Source organism: Arcobacter caeni, assembly GCF_003063245.1.
Classification (GTDB): domain Bacteria; phylum Campylobacterota; class Campylobacteria; order Campylobacterales; family Arcobacteraceae; genus Aliarcobacter; species Aliarcobacter caeni.
Genome location: NZ_MUXE01000011.1, coordinates 56,781 through 76,281 on the forward strand (window position 1 = coordinate 56,781; position 19,501 = coordinate 76,281).

Annotated in this window: 21 protein-coding genes; 3 read left to right on the forward strand and 18 right to left on the reverse strand. The window is 26.4% G+C overall.

The window, feature by feature from the left end; all coding sequences use genetic code 11:
- Positions 1–19 precede the first annotated feature (19 nt).
- Together B0174_RS08285 and B0174_RS08290 are read right to left on the reverse strand one after the other, a co-directional pair.
- Positions 20–991: a hypothetical protein gene (locus tag B0174_RS08285; protein WP_108559585.1), complete on the reverse strand. Its 972-nt coding sequence runs from the start codon at positions 989–991 to the stop codon at positions 20–22.
- 14 nt (positions 992–1,005) lie between these two features.
- Entirely contained in the window at positions 1,006–1,377 is a 372-nt protein-coding gene (locus B0174_RS08290) for a response regulator (protein WP_108559587.1), read from the reverse strand.
- A gap of 160 nt (positions 1,378–1,537) precedes the next feature.
- Between B0174_RS08290 and flgG the strand changes: the two genes are divergently transcribed.
- The 3 genes from flgG to B0174_RS08305 are packed head-to-tail and all read left to right on the forward strand — an operon-like array spanning position 1,538 to position 3,757.
- The gene (gene flgG / locus B0174_RS08295) at positions 1,538–2,326 is read left to right on the forward strand and encodes a flagellar basal-body rod protein FlgG (protein ID WP_108559589.1); all 789 of its coding nucleotides are present in this window, start codon (positions 1,538–1,540) and stop codon (positions 2,324–2,326) included.
- Positions 2,327–2,344: 18 nt separating this feature from the next.
- Positions 2,345–2,710 carry a hypothetical protein gene (locus tag B0174_RS08300; protein ID WP_108559591.1) on the forward strand — a complete coding sequence of 122 codons (366 nt, stop codon included), beginning with the start codon at positions 2,345–2,347 and terminating at the stop codon, positions 2,708–2,710.
- 12 nt (positions 2,711–2,722) lie between these two features.
- The gene (locus B0174_RS08305) at positions 2,723–3,757 is read left to right on the forward strand and encodes a hypothetical protein (RefSeq protein ID WP_108559593.1); all 1,035 of its coding nucleotides are present in this window, start codon (positions 2,723–2,725) and stop codon (positions 3,755–3,757) included.
- Between the two features lies 1 nt (position 3,758).
- On the opposite strand, the gene rimM is transcribed toward B0174_RS08305, so the two are convergent.
- The 16 genes from rimM to B0174_RS08385 form a co-directional block, all read right to left on the reverse strand.
- A complete protein-coding gene (rimM, locus tag B0174_RS08310) occupies positions 3,759–4,292 on the reverse strand; it encodes a ribosome maturation factor RimM (protein ID WP_205663513.1) in 534 nt (177 codons plus the stop codon).
- Between the two features lie 6 nt (positions 4,293–4,298).
- Positions 4,299–4,538, reverse strand: coding sequence for a KH domain-containing protein (locus B0174_RS08315; protein WP_108559597.1), 240 nt, complete (start codon positions 4,536–4,538; stop codon positions 4,299–4,301).
- A gap of 17 nt (positions 4,539–4,555) precedes the next feature.
- Positions 4,556–4,783, reverse strand: coding sequence for a 30S ribosomal protein S16 (gene rpsP, locus B0174_RS08320; protein WP_004511333.1), 228 nt, complete (start codon positions 4,781–4,783; stop codon positions 4,556–4,558).
- An 87-nt stretch (positions 4,784–4,870) separates the two neighbouring features.
- Positions 4,871–6,223, reverse strand: coding sequence for a signal recognition particle protein (gene ffh / locus B0174_RS08325; protein WP_108559599.1), 1,353 nt, complete (start codon positions 6,221–6,223; stop codon positions 4,871–4,873).
- A gap of 149 nt (positions 6,224–6,372) precedes the next feature.
- The gene (locus B0174_RS08330) at positions 6,373–7,131 is read right to left on the reverse strand and encodes a pseudouridine synthase family protein (RefSeq protein WP_108559601.1); all 759 of its coding nucleotides are present in this window, start codon (positions 7,129–7,131) and stop codon (positions 6,373–6,375) included.
- A complete protein-coding gene (waaA, locus tag B0174_RS08335) occupies positions 7,122–8,273 on the reverse strand; it encodes a lipid IV(A) 3-deoxy-D-manno-octulosonic acid transferase (RefSeq protein ID WP_108559603.1) in 1,152 nt (383 codons plus the stop codon). Before waaA ends, B0174_RS08330 begins: the two co-directional genes overlap by 10 nt.
- The gene (locus B0174_RS08340; RefSeq protein ID WP_108559605.1) at positions 8,273–8,992 is read right to left on the reverse strand and encodes a zinc ribbon domain-containing protein; all 720 of its coding nucleotides are present in this window, start codon (positions 8,990–8,992) and stop codon (positions 8,273–8,275) included. Before B0174_RS08340 ends, waaA begins: the two co-directional genes overlap by 1 nt.
- Positions 8,985–9,740: a Nif3-like dinuclear metal center hexameric protein gene (locus tag B0174_RS08345; protein WP_108559607.1), complete on the reverse strand. Its 756-nt coding sequence runs from the start codon at positions 9,738–9,740 to the stop codon at positions 8,985–8,987. The genes B0174_RS08340 and B0174_RS08345 overlap by 8 nt, the downstream gene beginning before the upstream one ends.
- Positions 9,741–9,742: 2 nt before the next feature.
- On the reverse strand, positions 9,743–10,624 hold the full coding sequence (glyQ, locus tag B0174_RS08350) for a glycine--tRNA ligase subunit alpha (RefSeq protein ID WP_108559609.1): 882 nt from the start codon (positions 10,622–10,624) through the stop codon (positions 9,743–9,745).
- Positions 10,625–10,858 (reverse strand): glutaredoxin family protein, encoded by a 234-nt coding sequence (locus B0174_RS08355; protein ID WP_108559611.1) that lies wholly within the window; start codon positions 10,856–10,858, stop codon positions 10,625–10,627. It abuts the gene before it with no gap.
- Complete coding sequence (gene purE, locus B0174_RS08360; RefSeq protein ID WP_108559613.1) at positions 10,858–11,352, reverse strand: 5-(carboxyamino)imidazole ribonucleotide mutase; 495 nt, start codon at positions 11,350–11,352, stop codon at positions 10,858–10,860. The genes B0174_RS08355 and purE overlap by 1 nt, the downstream gene beginning before the upstream one ends.
- Before the next feature lie 39 nt (positions 11,353–11,391).
- Entirely contained in the window at positions 11,392–12,654 is a 1,263-nt protein-coding gene (locus B0174_RS08365) for a glycosyltransferase family protein (protein WP_108559615.1), read from the reverse strand.
- A 15-nt stretch (positions 12,655–12,669) separates the two neighbouring features.
- Complete coding sequence (locus tag B0174_RS08370; protein ID WP_108559617.1) at positions 12,670–13,959, reverse strand: peptidase U32 family protein; 1,290 nt, start codon at positions 13,957–13,959, stop codon at positions 12,670–12,672.
- A 122-nt stretch (positions 13,960–14,081) separates the two neighbouring features.
- Positions 14,082–16,982: a cache domain-containing protein gene (locus B0174_RS08375; protein WP_108559619.1), complete on the reverse strand. Its 2,901-nt coding sequence runs from the start codon at positions 16,980–16,982 to the stop codon at positions 14,082–14,084.
- Between the two features lie 67 nt (positions 16,983–17,049).
- Entirely contained in the window at positions 17,050–18,582 is a 1,533-nt protein-coding gene (locus B0174_RS08380) for an AAA family ATPase (RefSeq protein ID WP_108559621.1), read from the reverse strand.
- 2 nt (positions 18,583–18,584) lie between these two features.
- On the reverse strand, positions 18,585–19,451 hold the full coding sequence (locus B0174_RS08385) for an NAD(+)/NADH kinase (protein WP_108559623.1): 867 nt from the start codon (positions 19,449–19,451) through the stop codon (positions 18,585–18,587).
- Positions 19,452–19,501 lie beyond the last annotated feature (50 nt).

Here is a 19,501-nt window from a genome sequence, read left to right on the forward strand (position 1 = left end):
AAAAACACTCCTTTAATTATTATTGATTTGAAAATTCAGCAATTAATTTATCTAAATCATCACCTATTAAGTCATCTGTATCATCACCATGAATATGTCGTGCAACAGCAACATCTTTTGTTGTACTATTATCTTCGAATAAATTATTTAAATAAAGAGATAATTTTCTTATCACAGACATAACTCTTTCAATTTTTTGTCTATTAATATCATTAAATTGCATTAATTCCATTGCTTGAAAAATTTCTGTATCTCCAGAATTTATCAATTTATGTAAATCTTTTAAAGAACTTGTTACTTTATTTGCATTTGCCAAATGTTCATCAAATATTTTTATATTTGGAAATTTAGTATTTAAAGAAATAAGTAAATCTGATTGTGCTTTTGTAAAAACTTCAAAATCTTTTATATAACTTCTAACTTCATTATTATTATCAAGAGTTAAACTTAATACATCAAATATTTGAGAAACTTTCTCTTCTGAATCATTTGCAACTTGACTTAATTGATTAACAACCTTAGTATCTTTTTCAGCTGGCAATGGGAAAATCCCTTCATTTATTTTAGAAGAAGTCCAATCTTGAACTATTTCATCTTCGCTTCTAGTGTCTTTTTTTTCAGCTATTTCAACATTAGTTTTTGTATCTTCAAATGCACTTAAATCAAAAGGCATCTCTTCTTCATCTAAAATTGAATCTTTTGTATTAGAACTTTCATTTACACTTTCTATTTCACTTAATAATTTTTCAATATCACTATTACTAACACTATTTATGTTAGATTTTAAACTATTTTTATCTTCTATCTCATCTATCTTTATTTCTTCTGTCTCGAATTTAATATCTTCTTTTAATTCTTCAGTTTGAGATAATAATTCCTCAATTTCTTGAGTATTGACTTTCACATTTTCTGTAATTTCTTCAGAACTGACATCATCTTCAATATCAAGACCATTCATTAAAGCTTCAATTTCTTCTTGGCTCATACTCATGATAATACCTTATATTATTTTTTCAATACCCCATCAAGCTTTTCTTTTAAAACTTCAGCATTAAAAGGCTTAACTATATAATTATTAACACCGGCTTTTAGTGCAATAATAACTTCACCTTTTCCACCTTCAGTTGTAATCATGATTATAGGTGTTTTTTGATGTATCCCTTCGCTTCTAACTTTTTTAACAAGTTCTAAACCATTCATATTAGGCATATTCCAATCTGTCAATATAACATCATAACGACTTTCACTAAGTAGTTTCCAAGCTTTAACACCATCTTCAGCTTCATCAAAACTATCTTTAGTAAATCCTAATTGCATAACTACATTTCCAATGATTCTTCTCATCGTAGAGCTATCATCAACTATTAGAATTCTCATTAACTATCCCTTTATTTTACAAATATTTTCAATTATACTGCATTATATATAATTTGTTTTAAATTTATACTTAATGTATACAAAAAATAACTCTTCAAATTTATCTATATTTAATTATTCTTAAAATATAATAAATATATGTAATTTTAAAGGATATATCGTGATTAGAGGACTTTATACAGCAGCAACAGGTATGAATTCAATGCAACATCAAATTGATGTAACATCAAATAATATAGCCAATGTTAATACAACAGGATTTAAGCAAGATAGAGCTGAATTTCAAGACTTAATGTATGAATCACTAAATTATACAGCAGGGAAAACAACTCAAACAACTATAAATCCCACGGGAATAGATGTTGGATTAGGAGTTAGAGTTTCAGGAGTTCAAAAAAACTTTTCTGAAGGTGATTTAAAATTAACATCAAATACCCTAGATTTAGCAATAAAAGGTAAAGGATTTTTTCAAATTACACTTCCTAGTGGAGAAACTGCTTACTCAAGAAATGGTGCTTTTAAATTAAATGAAGAAGGTTCTATCGTAAATGGAAGTGGTTATGCACTTACACCAGAAATCGTTGTTCCTGATAATGTAACAAAACTTACAATAGGAACAGATGGAATTGTAACAGCGACAGATCCACAGACAGGTGATATAGTTAATTTAGGACAAATTACTATCGCAGATTTTATAAATCCAGCTGGTCTTACTCCATTAGGTGATTCGTTATTTATGAAAAGTGCCGCATCTGGTGATGTTTTAGAAGGGAATCCAACAGAAGAACAATTTGGAGCAATTCAACAAGGAATGATTGAATTATCTAATGTAAAATTAGTTAATGAAATGGTTGATTTAATTACTGCACAAAGAGCTTACGAAGCAAATTCAAAAGCAATTACAACAACAGATAGTATGTTAGATACAGTTAATAGACTAAAAAACTAAAGTAAATAAATAAGATTTATGAAATTAGAAGAATTAAAAAAACTTCGTGAAGAAAAGTTTTTAGCACATAAAAAAAAGAAAAGAGAATATTATTTAAATAAAAAAGAAGTAAAAAAAGTTTATGACTATGATGAAGAGCTTAATAATGAAAACTTTGCATCTAAAATAAAAGAAATTATAAAAGCTCAAAAAAATTATTTAGATAATAGAAAAGATATAATAATATCAAAATTAAATGACTACAAAAATAAGAAAAAAGAATATTATGAACTAAATAAAGAAAAAAGACTTGAATATGATAAAGAATATAGGGAAAAGAAAAAAGAAGAACTTAAAGAGTATAGAAAAGAGTATTATAAAAAGTTAAAAGAAAATAAAAGTTAAAAAGAGTAAATAATGGCAGATGATTATAGACAAGTAGATCCTAATGATATAAATTATACTACAAATACTTATGGTAGTTCAAATGATACTGAAGACAATTCAAGTGAAGAGGTTGAAGAGAATACGACGAATGAACCTTTAGTTGAAGTAAAAGAGGAATTTGTTAAACCTAAAAAAAATCTTCTTCATAAAATATTATTTGGTATTGTCGCTTTTTTACTTTTACTTCTAATAATTGGAGGTGTTCTATATTTTACTGGTTTTTTCGATCCTAAAGAAGTAAAAAAAGTTGAAATTCCACTTGTTGAACAAACTGTTGAAAAAGTTGAAGCACCTGAAAATAATTATAAATTCGACATCAAAGATATTAATTCAAAAAAATTAAACGAACAATTAGCTGCGTTAACAAGTAAAAATTTAAATGATGAAAAGATTGAAGAATTAGAAAAAAAAGATAATGAAAAAAGATTAATTGATGAGCAAAAAAGAAAAGAAGATGAATTATTAAAAAAACAAGAAGATGAATTACTAAATCAAAGATCTCAATTAGAACAAAAGAAATTGGAATTAGAAAGAGAAAAAATTCACCTTGAAACTATGAAACAACAAGCTTTACAATTAAAAGAAGAATTACACATAGAGAATCATGACAAAAGTACAGAAACAATATCTGCTTTAGATTCAGAAAAACAAAAAGTTATTGAAACAATGAATAACACTATTCCTAAAAAAGCATTAGAAGAGAAAAAAGAAGAAATAGTAAATAATACTGAAAAGGCTAAAGATAATAATGGTTTTTTATTATTCATAAATGTAGCAAAAGTAAAAGATGTTTTGTATAAAAAATATCTTGATAAGATTGTTGCTATAAATTCAAATATAAAGCTATGTAGAGATGATAAAAATAGAATAGAAATATATTATGGTCCATTTGACAATAGTGAAGACAGAAGCAAATTGTTAAATAAATTACTTGAAAATAAATTTAATGAAGCATATGAATTAGAGTTTACACAAGAAGAATTTGATAAAAGATGTAACTATTAATTTAAGAGTTTTCTAAAATAATTAGTGAATCTTTTACTTGAATCTTTTTATTAGTAATATCTATATTTAAAACATACTTATCAAAGATATGAGGTATTAAAAATACTTTTGGATGACCTTTTCCAATAAGTTCATTAGAAGTTTGGATTTCTAAATAATCATTTAAAGGGTATCTTTGAATTTCTTTTACTTTTCCTAGAAATAAATCATTTTCATAAACATCGCAAGAAATTAAATCAAACCAAAAAAATTCATTCTTTTTTAATTTACAGTTCTCTTTTGTTTTCTCAATAGTAGAATAAAGTTCTTGATTAGTTAGTATTTTAGAAGTTTCGAGATCATCAAAATTTTCAAATTTTATTAGTTCTCGAGAAGAATTGTATTCAGCTACTTTTAGTTCTAATTTTTTATTAGTTTTAAAAAAAGCACCTTTTTTAAACTGTTCAGGAAAATCTGTATCCATAAAAAGTCGTAAATGACCTTGTAATCCAACAGCTTTTCCTAACTTAGCTACAAAAATTTCATCATTATTCATAGACAACTATTTCACCACTACTTGTATTTTATAAGAAACACCATCTTTTGCTTTACAACCATTTGCCATAGTTTTTAAAGCATTAATCATATTTCCATTTTTACCAATAAGTTTACCAATATCAACACTATTTACACTAATAACAATTTCAGCGAAATTATCATCAATTAATTCTTTTGTAATACTAACATCCTCAGGTACACTTACAATTAGTTTTGCATAGTTTTCTATAAATTTAATTATCATATTATTTTCTGTATTAATTATTTAGAAGCTAGTTTTTTAACTTTTTCTGATGGTTTAGCACCAACACTTAGCCAATAGTTATATCTTTCTTCATCAATTTTTAATACTTTTGGCTCAACAACTGGGTTGAAATAACCAATAGATTCAATCCAACCTGAATCTCTTCTTTTTCTTGAATCTGTTACAACGATTCTATAAAATGGTTTTTTGTTTCTTCCCATTCTTGTTAATCTAATTACTGTCATGTTTTCTTTCCTTTTTTTGATTATAGTATTGAATTCTGAACTCCAAAACAAAAGTTAAAAGTTCACAGCTCAACACTATTTATTTTTTTATCTAGGGATTTTAGGCATCCCATTTGGTCCCATTTGAGACAACATATTTTGTAAACCTTTCATTCCGCCTTTAGAAGAAAGTTGTTTTGCCATTTTTGAAGCATTTTTAAACTGCTTTAAAATTTTATTAATTTGAACTTCAGAAAGTCCTGAACCAACAGAAATTCTCTTTTTTCTACTAGAATTCATTAAATCTGGATTTTCTCTTTCTTTTAAAGTCATAGAGCCAATAAGTGCTTTAATTCTTTTAATTTCACTAGAGTTTTCAAAATCCATATCTTTTAGTGGTCCAGCAACCTGAGAAAGACCTGGAATCATTCCAATAATCGATTTCATTGAACCTAATTTACTCATCATAGAAAGTTGGTCTAAAAAGTCATTAAAATTAAATTCACCTTTTTTAATCTTTTTACTAACTTCTTTTGCTTTTTTTTCATCAATAATGGCAGATGTTCTTTCCGCTAATCCCTCGATGTCTCCAAGACCTAATAATCTTGAAACAATTCTATCAGGAATAAATACTTCTAAGTCTGGCATTTTCTCACCAGTTCCTATAAATCTTAAAGGAACTTCTACTTGATTAGCAATTGAAAGTGCAACTCCACCTTTTGTATCACCATCATATTTTGATAAAATTACACCATCAATTCCAATTTTTTCTTTAAAAGTTGTTGCTGTTTTTGTAGCATCATGACCAGTTAGCGCATCTGCCACATAAAAAATTTCACTAGGATTTATAGCATCTTTTACATTTTTTAGTTGAAGCATTAACTCTTCATCAATAGCTAGTCGTCCAGCTGTATCTATTAATAAAACATCATAATGCTCTTTTATAGCTTTTTCTTTTGCGGCAAGTGCAAGTTTAATTGGATCTTTTTCATTATCATCAAAATAAATATCAACTTCAATTTGAGCTGCAATTTGTTTTAATTGTTCAACTGCTGCAAGTCTTTGTAAATCACAAGCTGCAACTAAAACTTTTTTCTTTCTTATTTTTAAATAGTTTGCCAATTTTCCAGTTGTAGTTGTTTTTCCAGAACCTTGAAGTCCTGTCATTAAAATTGTTGTTGGAGGAGTTGAAGAGAAAACGAAACCTTGATTTCCAGAAGTTGTTAAAAGGTTTGTTAATTCACTTTTTAAAGCTCGTAAAAAAGAATCTTGTCCAATACCAGAATTTTTTGTTTGTAATTCGATAGAAGCAATTAATTCTTTTGTAGTTTTATGATGAACATCGGCTTTTAATAAAGCTTTTTTTAGTTCTGCTGTTGCTTTTGTTAAAGCTGCAACATCGTCTTGATGTCTTATTTTGTTAACTGCATTTCGAATTGAGCCGGTTATTGAATCAAACAAAGTAAATCTCCACAATTTTTAAATTGTGGAATTATACTCTAGAAATTCTTTATTTTAGATTAAAAAAATATATGATTTTAAGGTAATATTTATATTTTGATTTTCTTCAAATCACTATTTATAGGGATTAGTGTTTAAACAAACCTTAATTATGAATTAAAGTCATACACTCTAAATTCTTTTGGTTCAGGTGATTCAAAAACATAATTAAAAATTTTAGTAACTTTAGAATGTAATAAAACTCTATTTATATTTGAAGCTGTTCTTCCATAAATAGCATCACCAATTATTGGTAATCCCACAGAATTTAGATGAACTCTAATTTGATGAGTTCTTCCTGATTCTATAACTATCTTAATTTTTGATTTATTTCCCTCAACTAATACTGGATAAACTGTACTTTTTGCAGGTTTTCCTCTTTTTAAATCAATTTTAGATTTTGCCATTCCCCTATCTTTTGTTGTTAGAATTGGTTTATCAATTTCTATTTCATCAACAACTTTTCCTTCAACAATAGCTACATACTCTTTATAAACTCTATTTTGTGCAAACTCTGTAATTGCTTTTTTTTGAAAGTCTTCATTTTTTGCAAACATCATTACACCACTTGTTTCTTTATCAAGTCTATTTAATAAAATTGCTTTTTCATATTTTTTTGCAACATCATCAGCAGTTAAAAATGCTGGTTTATCAACAACTAAAATATCCTTATCTTCAAATATTACTCTAATTTTTCCAATTTCTTTAATATTAAATTTAGTATCACTTCTAATTTCACCTCGTGCAATTAAAACTTTTTGTTCACCAACTTTTACAACACCTCTATCAATTAACTCTTTTGCTTTTGAGTTTGATATATTTTCTTGTAATGCTAATAGTTTATATGCTTTATCATAAGTTACAGCCATCTGTTTATCTCCTTTATTATTGGTTCTATCGAACCTGCTTTTGTTAGAATTGGCTTCTCTAAATCTTCTAAATTATTTAGATATTCACCTAATTCATCATTTTGAATTAAATAGTAATTTTTCATACAATCAAAAAGAGATTTTTGATTAAATATATTTTTGCCACTAATAATCTTACAATTAAAAAAAGCGGGTTCAATCGGGTTATGTCCGCCTATTTTTTCAAATGCACCACCTAGAATAACTACATCTGATATTGCATAAATATCATTTAGTATTCCCATTTTATCAACCAATATTATATCAGATTTAAAATCTTCTTTTATCGAATATCTCTGATATGAAATATCTTTATCTTTTACAAACTCTTTAATAAGTAAATCAACTTTTTCAAATCTTTCTGGATGTCTAGGAACTATTATTAATTTACCTTGCTCTTTTTTGTAAGCATTTAAAATTAGTTTTTCCTCATTTTCATGGGTACTTGCAGCTGTTATTACAACTTGAGTTGGTTTTTCTAACTCGAAATTTACTTTTGGTAACTGTGCTAATTTTATATTTCCAATAACTTCAATATTTGAAGCACCCAATTCTTCCAACCTTTGTTTATCAACTTCGCTTTGTGCAAAAACTTTATCAATATTTTTAAATATCTTTTTATAAAAAAAAGAAAATCTTTTGTATGATTTATAAGATTTATCTGAAATTCTTGCATTAATTAATAAAGTTTTCGCACCTTTTTTCTTTGCTAATAAAAAAAGCAGATACCAAAGTTCAGCTTCCATAACAACTAAAACTTTTTGTTTAGTTATCCAAAATGGTAAAAATATTTCAAAAGGTAAATATCTAACATTTGAAGAAATTTTTTTAGCCTCTTCAAATCCTGTATTTGTAATAACAGAAATATTTGCATTTTTTAAATAATTCTCAATTAAAGGTTTAATAGCTTTTGTTTCACCCATTGAACATGAATGAAACCAAACGCCATTTTCTTTAAATGGAATATTATCTTTTAAAAAAAATTTTGCTGGAATTGCTTGTCTATACTTAGAGTTTCTTGACTTAAATATCAAATAAGGAATTGCTAGTATATAAATAAAACTTAGTAATAAGTAATAAAATATACTAAAAAGGCTCAAGATTAAGCCTCTTCTATTTCATCTTCTTTATAAAGGATTCTTCCACAATGTGGACAATTAACAATCTCTTCTGCTTTAATAACCTCAGCATAAGTTTTATCATTAATTTTCATATAACATCCATAACATGCTTGTTTTTTTACAGGAACAACAGCTGAGTCTTTTGCCCATCTTTTGATTTTTTCATAAAAAGTTAAAATTTTATTATCAAATTTTTCTAATAATTCGCTTCTATCTTGATATACAACATTTCTTTCTTTACTTATTTCTTCGATTGCATTATCAACTGCAACTTGAATTTCTTTAATATCTTCTTCTTCAACAGCTAATTTTTCTTGTAACTCTTTTAAAGTTAACTCTTTATTTTTAGTAATGTTATCTAATCTTTCGATTTCTTCATTTGCAAATGAGATTTGTTCTTTTGCAATTTCTTCTTCTAATTGTAAAGCTTTTAGTTCTTTTTCATTACTAATATCTTTATTTTTTTTAGCGATATTTTCTAACTTAGTTTTTAATTCTGCTAAGTGAATATTATTTTTTGTTCTTTTTGATTTTACATCATCTATTTCTAAATAAATAGAATTAATTGATGCTTTGATTGATGCTGCTGTTTCAACAAATGTTGCTAACTTTGCTTTTTCATTCTCAATCTTTGGCTCAAACATACTAATTGCTGTATCAAATTTTGATAATTTGATTAAATCCTGTAAATACTTATTCAACCGTTTCTCCTTCTATAAAAAACTCAAATGGATTTTTTGAAGCTGTTATTATAGCTTTTAATTTATTTTTTTTCAAATATTCTGAAAGAAGCCCCTCTAATAAGGTATTAAAGCCTCTTTCACTCTCATAGTGTCTTATGTCAATAAGCGATAAACCTCTTGCTTTTGCTTCCATTGCATCATGATATTTTATATCGCCAGTTAGAAAACAATCAGCTTTTATTTCATCAATTAATGACATTCCTGAGCCTGTAACAATTGCAATTTTTTTAATAAAATCATTACATCTAACTGATTTTGTAGTTTTTAAACCTAATTTTGAAGATACATATTTTACAAGTTCATCAAAACTCATATTCACTTCACAATAAGAGACAAACTCTCTTGAATTTTCTATTTTAAATCCAAGAATCTCTTCACTAACATATTTATTTAGATGTGTTTTATCAATATTCGTATGCATTGAAATTAATGCAATATCTTTTTTGATTAGCTCTTTTAATAATTTTGTACTATAAGTATCATAATTAATTCTTTTTAAACCTGAAAAAATTAAAGGATGATGTGTAATTATTAAAGAGTTTTCTTTCGCATTTTTTACTAATTCTTCATCCAAATCAATACTAATATAAATATCACTTATTTCATCATCAAAAGAACCTATAAGAAGTCCAGCATTATCCCATTTTTCTTGTAATTCAAAAGGGGAAATTTCATTTAAAACATCATAAATTTCTTGAAGTTTCAAATTTATCTTCCAATTCTTTTTAATCTTTCTGGTTCTTGTTCTTTATATAATAAAGCACAACCTTGAGCCAATTCTCGCACTTTTAAAATATAATTTTGTCGCTCAGTTACAGATATTGCTTTTCTAGCATCTAAAGTGTTAAACGCATGAGAAGCTATCATACACTGATCATAAGCAGGAAGTGGAAGTTGGGCTTCTAAACATACTTTACACTCATTAAAAGCATCATCAAAGTGTCTAAATAACATATCTGTATTTGCTATTTCAAAGTTATATTTCGAGAATTCATATTCTCCTTCTTTGTGAACATCTGCATAAGTTGTTTTTCCAAATTTATTTTCATTCCATACAATATCATAAACAGAATCAACACCTTGCAAATACATTGCAAGTCTTTCTGTTCCATAAGTTATTTCAACAGCAACTGGATTACAAGGAATTCCACCAACTTGTTGGAAATATGTAAACTGAGTAACTTCCATACCATCAAGCCAAACTTCCCATCCAAGTCCCCATGCTCCAAGAGTTGGAGATTCCCAATTATCTTCAACAAATCTTATATCATGTCTTGAAACATCTAATCCTAAGAATTCTAAAGATTGTAAATACAAATCTTGAATATTATCAGGACTTGGTTTTATTAATACTTGAAATTGGTAATAAGCACCCAATCTATTTGGGTTTTCACCATATCTTCCATCAGTTGGTCTTCTGCTTGGTGCCACATAAGCTGTACTCCATGGAGTTGAATCTAAACTTCTTAAAAGTGTAGCTGGATGAAAAGTTCCAGCACCTGCTGGAATATCATAAGGTTGAACAATATTACAACCTTGATTTGCCCAAAATTCTTGCAATTTTAATAGAATTTGTGAAAATGTAACCATCTATTTAATTCCTAACTCTTTATTTATTTTATCTTTATCAAAACCACAAATCCATACATTGCCTATGAGAATAACAGGTGCTCCCGTACATTTGTGCTTTTGACAATCTTTTAATGCTTCTTTATTTTTTGATAAATCTACAATATTGTATTTTATCTTTTTAGTTTTTAAATAAGAACTAGCCTCTTTGCACCATTTACAATTTGGTAGTGTAAATAGTGCAACAGGTTTCATTATAAAATTACTTCTATTTCTTTTGAATCACTTTCAACAGCTTTTGCTTTTACGATTCTGTCTTCTTTTAATTTAATTGAAAGTTCTTTATCTGTAACAGCTAAAATTTGCATTGCTAAATAAGCTGCATTAATTGCTCCTGATTTTCCAAGGGCAACAGTAGCAACAGGCATACCTGCTGGCATTTGAACAGTTGAAAGCATTGCATCCATACCGTCCATTGCTCCACCTTTCATTGGAACTCCAATAATTGGTTTAGTTGTAGTTGCTGCTAATGCACCAGCTAAATGTGCTGCCATTCCAGCAGCTGCTATAAATACAACAGCACCTTTTTCTTCTGCTTCTTTTACATAATCTTTTGTTCGCTCAGGTGATCTGTGAGCTGAAGATATAATCATTTCATACTTAACATTAAATTTTTCAAATGTATCAGCACAATTTTTCATTATTTCATAATCTGATTTACTACCCATAATAATTGATATAAAATTCATTTTAATCCTTTTTTTTATTTTTAAAAGTCAAAGATTATATCAAAAACTATCTAATAGTTTTATAATCTTATTTACTTTTAACTTATTCCAAGACTCAAATTTATTTATAGTTAAACTATCATTTTCATAAACAAATTGTGAGAGATTTTTTGATTTATCTTCTACAAAAATTGCTTTTGTATATTTGAAATATTTTATTTTATTTTGATAATCACTTTGTGTAAAAATCACAAGAGTTGGTATCATAAAAGCATCACTTATATGAAAAGTTGAAGTATCAGCCGTAATGATTTTATCCATTGTTGAAATGATATAAATAAAATCATTTACATTTTTTGACTCTTTTGACAAGTCTATAAATTTATCATCTTTAATTTTCGAATCAATTAAAAGTGTTGAAATAATTACATAATCATCATCTTTTAATAAAAGTTCTTTAAGAATATCAATAGCAATATTTTGAGGAATTGATTTGTTTACATTTGCAGAATATGGATGAAATAAAAGTAATTTACCTTTTGATTTTAATTCAGTAAGTTTATCTTTTAAAGTATCTGCTACTTTATAATTTGAAATGTTTAATTCATTATATTTTTCATTTTCACTTATTTTTTTATAATCTATTCCAAATCTAAAAAGCCAAGCATCTACATAATTTAAAGAATTTAGTTCCAAAAACTTTATTGACAAACTATTATCTATAAAATAATCATATTCACATAATTTTTGTGAAGTAATACTCAAAGGAAAAATATTATTTATATAATCTTGAGTTTCATATATTTGTTTATCTCTTGAATAAAAACTATTATTTGAAGCGTTGAGATAAATATCAAATTTTATATTTTTATGAATTTCTTTTAATTTTTTATAAAGTATTCTAAGAGCTGTGCAAGAAGAGACTATTTCACTAATACTAAGTCCCACTCCACCAATTAGAGCTATTGAAACTTCATCTTTTTTTATATTTTTTAATTGTTTGTAAATATCTACTTTTTTAATATCTAAAAAAGTTTTTTCTTTTGAATCTTCTCGATAATCATATTCATTAGGATTTAAAATACCCAATTCCGTAGGAAAGTTTTCAAGAACTCTAACTTTATCTTCAACAAATACTTTTGTGAAATATCTCTCTTTATCAACTTTTTCAAATATTTTTTTTAAATCTACAAAATCATCATATGTCGTAATATACATAGTTGAATTTTCTAAATCAGATGGACCTTTAAATTTTAAATAATTAACCAAAGTTCCATCTGTAGTCTTAATATTAATATTTTGTGTAACTCTAAAAAATATCATTAAGCTTATCTGTTGTTATTCAACAATTGTTCCATCAACATTTTCAATTCTAAACATTGTCAAATATGGAAGAGTTCCTGGAAGTTTTATTTTATTTACATTTCCACTATGAACTGATTCTAATTCTTTGTTTGTTTCAGTTAAAATCTTTTTAAAATTAATATAATAAATTCCATCTTTTTTGAAGATTTTTCCTATTTCATTTTCACACTCAACTAATTTTTCACCCATTGGAGTAAATATTTCAATATCTTCATTTGGATAAACTTTATATTTACATAAGAAATGTTCTTCATCCTCTGTAACAAGTCCTGTTACTTCGTAAGAGCCTTTACTTAAAGCATAATCATGGTTTTGTGAATCTGTTTTTTCAAATGGTCTATGAATTAAATATGCATCCGTAAAACCTCTATTTTTTGTAGTATAAAGTTCTCTTTGATATTTAGTTGCGTCAAATTTACCATCATAATAATCATCAATTGCACTTCTATAAGCTTTTGCAGTTACTGCGGCATAATAAGGTGATTTTGTTCTTCCTTCGATTTTAAGTGAATCAACAGCACCTGAATCTAAAATTTCTTTTATATGTGAAGCCAAGTTCATATCTTTTGAATTAAAAATATAAGTTCCAACACCTGGTTCTTCTTCAAGTCTAAATAATGTACTATGGTCTTCATTTGCGGCATATAATGTATATTCAAATCTACAATCATTTGCACAAGATCCTCTATTTGGAACTCTTCCCATTTGAACAGCACTTACTAAACATCTTCCTGAATATGCAAAACACATAGAACCATGAACAAAAATTTCTATTTCCATATCTGGTAAATGTTTTTTAATTTCAACAACATCTTTTAATGAAATTTCTCTAGCAACTACAATTCTTGTAACTCCCATATCCCAAAATACTTGAGCATCAAGATAGTTTAAAACATTTGCTTGAGTTGATAAGTGAATATCAATTTGTGGAGCAATTTCTCTACATAATTTCACAACTCCAGGAGCTGCTACGATAAAACCATCAGGTTCAAGTGAAGCCATAGTTTCAATGTGTTTTTTTAATAACTCTATTTGAGAGTTAAAAGGAAATCCATTTATTGTTGCATATACTTTTTTACCTCTTGCATGTGCATAGTCAATTCCTTCTTTAAAAGTTTCAAATGTAAACTCTTTTCCTGCTCTAATTCTTAAACTAAAGTGACTTACCCCTGCATATACAGCATCTGCGCCATATTTAATAGCTATTTTTAATTTCTCTAAATTTCCAGCAGGTGATAATAACTCTACTTTTTTATTATTCATATAATTCCTTTAAACACTTTATACTATTATTTTTATTTTTTGATTGGCATTATATCTATTTTTAAATAAATATAAAAGAAGATAGTTTTACTCTTATTTTAAGTAGATTTATTTAGGAAAGCTTAAAAGCTTTCCCATTCATCATCTTCTTTTTTTTGTGAGATTATTTGTTTACTTGCAGGAGCAGGAGCTGTTTCATATTTATGTTGAACAAAACTTTTCGGAGTTTCAGTTTTTACTGTTAATTGAGCTTTAGTTGAAGTATTTACTTCAGGAGTACTCTTTTTAAAAACATTATCTTTTTTAATTTGATCTAAATATTTAAATACATTTATTGTTGAACTATCTAATGTTTGAGATAAAGTATTTAAAATATCTTTATTTGATAAATCTTTACAATCTTCATTTATATAATCTTGAACACTATTATGAACTAAATCATGATTAGATTTTAATAATTTCCAATTTTCTGTTTTTGTAAATGATTTTCCTAAATTTTCTTCTTCAACTAACCATTTTCCTAAATCACATTCTGTTGGTTTACTAACAGTCCATGCAACTTTTGTTTTACCAACTTTCTCAAAGTTTACTAATTTAAATCTTATGTGATCATTTTTTAATTTAGAAATTTTGAATACTAAATCAATATCTTCAATTTCTTCTTTTGTAGCTTCTTTAAATTTTGCTCTATCTGCAATTTTCAGTAAATTCTCTGATAATACTGTAACTTCATTTGCTAATTCACTTATTATTGTTGCTGAATTTGCATTAACTTGAGTAGCCTGATCGAGTTTATTAATAGTATCATTTATTTGGATAATTCCTTTTTCTTCTTCTCTACTACCTTGTGAGACATCTTCTATTAAACTTATTGTTTCATTTATTTTAGAGTTTAGAGTTGCATATCCACCAATCATTTCATTTGCAATTGATTTTCCTTCATTTGCTTTTGATGTTGCAATTTGAACAATATTTTTAATCTCTTTTGCTGCATCTGCACTTCTATTTGCAAGATTTCGCACCTCTGCTGCAACTACTGCAAATCCTTTTCCTGCTTCTCCTGCAGTTGCTGCTTCAACAGCTGCATTTAATGAAAGAATATTTGTTTGAAATGCTATTTGATCAATTACTGTAATTGCATCATTGATTGATCTAACTTGATTATCTATATCATCCATAGCGCTTGTAGTTTTAGAAGCTAATATCTCACCCTCTTTTGAAGAGACTTGAAGTTGTGTCGCTAAAGATGACATTTGATGTACTTTTTGTACACTTGATTTTACAATTGAAGTTATTTCTTCTACAGCTGCTGCTGTTTCTTCTAAAGATGCTGCTTGTTCATTTGCTGATGCTGATAATTTATTTGCAGCATTTGATAATACATTTGTATCATCATTTAATTTTCTACCACTTGTAATAATCATTGATAAAAATTCTGAAACTGTAACTCCAATTAACTGAGTACTTGCAGCTAATGAAGATATAATTCCGTTAACTTTTGATGTTTCTATTTTTGAATTAGTAACATTAAAATTAGAATTTCCATATTCAATTAAAACATTATTTAAATTTACTAAATTTTCATTAGTTCTATCAATCATTGAATTAATAGAGTCTCGTAATTTTCTAATTTGTGGATTTGAAGATGTTTTTTCAATTTTATATACATAGAATCCATTAATTACTTTTTCAATTACTTCATCAACATTTTCAATTACTTTTGAATCTTCATCATATCCAACTCTTAATTTATGGATATATCCATTAAAACTATCAACTAATTTACCAATTTCATCATTTGATTTCTTTTCGATTCTATCAGCTTGATTTGTTCCCTCACTTATATCGATAATCGCATTATTTAGGTTTTCTAAAGGTCTTATAATCGCCTGTTTTATAAAATAGTTATAAACTAGATAAACAATAATTATTGCAATTAACGAGAAAATTAAAATGCTAATCACAATTTTAGAAATCTCTTCATTAATATTTGTTTCCATTAATGCAACTTCATTTTCTATATCATCAACATAAGCACCTGTTCCAATTATCCAATCCCATGGTTCAAATTTTTGAACATAAGAGAATTTTTCTTTTGGATCATTTTTCTTTCCTGGTTTGTCCCACCAATATTTAACTAAACCACCAGCTTTATTTTCATTTGAAATTTTCGCCATTTCAACAAATAGTTTTTTTCCCTTAGCATCTGCATTTGTAGATAAATCTTTACCATCTAACTGTTTGCTAACTGGATGCATAATCATTTTTGGAGTTGAATCATTTATCCAAAAATAATCATTATTTGCATATCTCATTTCACTAATTGTTTTTAAAGCTTCTGCTTGCATTTTTGAAGTTACATCATCAACATATTCACCTGTTCCAATAACCCAATTATATGGTTTAAATAATTTTACAAATGATACTTTTAATTGTGGTGCTTCAAATCCAGGTTTTGGCCAAACATAATCAACAAAACCTTCACCATTATTTTTTGCAACAACAGCAAACTCTTTAAATATTTGTTTGCCACCTTTGTCTTTATAATCAACTAGATTTTTCCCATTTAATTCAGGTTTAATAGGATGGATAATCATAACAGCTTCTGTGTCATTTATCCAAAAATATCCTGTACTTCCATATCTTGTTGAATCAACAATTGATTTTAATCTATTTTTTAATGCCTCTTCTGATAAAGAACCTTTTGATTTTTCATATTCAGCTTCTAAAATAGAAAAAAGAAAATTTGTTTGATTTTTTAATTGGTCTTGAACTTCAACTTTTATTTTATCAATTGAAGTCCTATTGTGATATGCTTCAACTGTTTTAACGGCTAAAGATACATAATTTTTAAGCTCAAGCTCTTTTTTTGCATAAGCTTCATTCTTAAAATTTTCAATATTTTTAGCTGAAAAACTTTTAATTGAATAAATAGAATCAACAGCGATTGCAACTGATACAATTATAATTGTAATCAAAGAAAGAAGTAAAATCTTACCTTTAATAGATATCTCTTTGAACATAATAATCCGCTCCTAAGCTTTATAGATTCTTATATAATATCCTTTGTAATATTAATTTGTCAAGGATTTATGATTTTAAAAGGTTCTTTGCAAAATCTAAAGCTTCAGGAGTTACTTTCTCACCACTTATCATTCTTGCAATTTCACTAATTCTTTCTTTATTATTTAATTCTTTTACTAAAGATTTTCCATTTATTTTATCTACTAAAAAGTGCTGATCTGCACTTGAAGTTAATTGTGGTTGGTGAGAAATCGCAAATATTTGATAAGAATTGCTTAATTTTTTTAAAACTTTTGAAATTGCATCACTCTCTTTTCCACTTAAATTAGCATCTATTTCATCTAAAAAAAGTATCCCATTATCAACAATATCAAATTCACTCATAGATGTTAAAAGTGCAAGTCTTAGCCTATTGTATTCTCCTGAACTAATAGTGTCTAATTCTACACCATTTAATTCAAAAATTACTTCATCAAAACCAGAAAAATCAAGAACTTTTTCTTTTATTACTATTTTTGCATTACTTAAGTATAAGAACTTTAAATATTCATTTATTTTTTTTTCTAAAACCAATGAACTCTCTTTTCTATAAGTAGAAATTTCTTCTGCCAAAAGTAATAATTTTGTATTTAATTCTTCAAACTCTTTTTCTAATTTTTCTTTTTGGAAAAAAATATTTTCATAAGATGATAATTCAACTCTTTTTTGCTCTTTATATTTTAAACATTCTTCAATAGAACCAAATCTTTTTTGTAATGCTGATAGTTTTTCTATTCTATCAAGAACATTTTCTATATTTATATCATCAAGTTCATGTAATGAGTCATTAAATCTTTCAAAAATATTGTTTAATTCATTCATTGTTTCATCAAAAAAACTCGAATCAACTTCCATTAATTCTAATGCCGCTGTAACATTTTGATTAAATTCCATAATTCCAGATGCTTTTTTAATTGCAACTTCAACTTTTTCTTTTTTAGCTAATCTTTTTTTAATCAAATTTAGCTCTTCATATTCATCAATGTTTGGATTTATTTGTTCAATTTTATCTATTTCAAATCTTGCAAACTCTTTTAAATCTTCTAATTTACTCTCATCATCTAATATTTTTTGTAACTCTTTTTTTGTATATACTAGTTTTTTATAAGATATACTAAAATCTTCTTTTATTTTTTTAAACTCTTTCATTTTCTGTAATGTTAATTTATCCAAAAAATCCAAAAGTTTAAAACTATCAAATTCTGATGTATCTTTTAAATTTAAATGTTTTATTAAGTTCATTGAAAAATCATTAAGATTCTTTTTTGATACAGATTGATTATTTAAAAAATATCTTACTTTATCTTTTTTTATACTTTTAATAATAATATCATCATCAATAGATAAATCATAAATTTCATCACTAATGTTTGAGTTATTTAACAATACTTCACCCATATTTGCCTTTACATCTGTTAGCGCAAATAATGATAAAATTGCCTGCATTAATATAGATTTTCCTGCTCCACTTGGACCTGTAAAAATATTCAATCCATTTTTAAACTCTAAATCTACCTCTTCAAAAGATAAACAATCTTTTAAGTATACTCTTGCTATCAATGTTAGTTACCCCATCTTAATTTTTCATTTAATACTTCAAAATAATTTCTTTGAATTCTATGTATCATTTTTGCTTTTTTATTTGCAATTTTTATTTTTATTGATTGATTTTGTTCCACTTCATAAATATCTTGACCATCAACAATAACAACCGCTCCTTGATTATCAATAATTTTAAACTCTATTTCAAAATCAGCTGGCATTACAAGAGGTCTTTGAGTTAAAGAATGTGGAGCAACAGGAGTTACAATAAAAGCTTCAGTTAAAGGATAAACTATTGGTCCACCAACTGACAAATTATAGGCAGTTGAACCCGTAGGAGTTGAGATAATCACCCCATCACCATAATATGAATTAAAATGCTTTCCATCTATCTTTCCATCTATTTTAATCATAGACGAAATTGATTTTCTCGAAATTACAATATCATTAAAAGCAACAAATTTATTTAAATTTACACTCCCCTCAACCATCATTCTATTGTCAATTTTATAAATATTATTCTTTAAATCTTCAATAAATTGTGGTAATTGTTCCATCGAAATGTCTGTTAGAAATCCTAATGTTCCTAAATTTATTCCCAAAACTGCCTTATCAAACTTAAAAGATTTTCTAACAACAGAAAGTAAAGTTCCATCTCCACCAACTGAAATTAAAAAATCTACTTTTTGGCATAATTCTTCTAGTGAATATCCCTTTAAAGAAATCATATTTGCTGAATTATCTTCTAAGTAAATATTAATATTAGCTTCTTCAAAAAGAGCCTTTATCTCTAAATATATATCTTTTAATTCAGGACTTGAAGGCTTTAAAATAATTCCTGCACTTTTAATATTTGTTAATAATTCAATATTTTTTTCTATTCTCAAAGTTATTCCAATTTTAATTTTATGTAAATTATTCTAGCTGATTATTATAA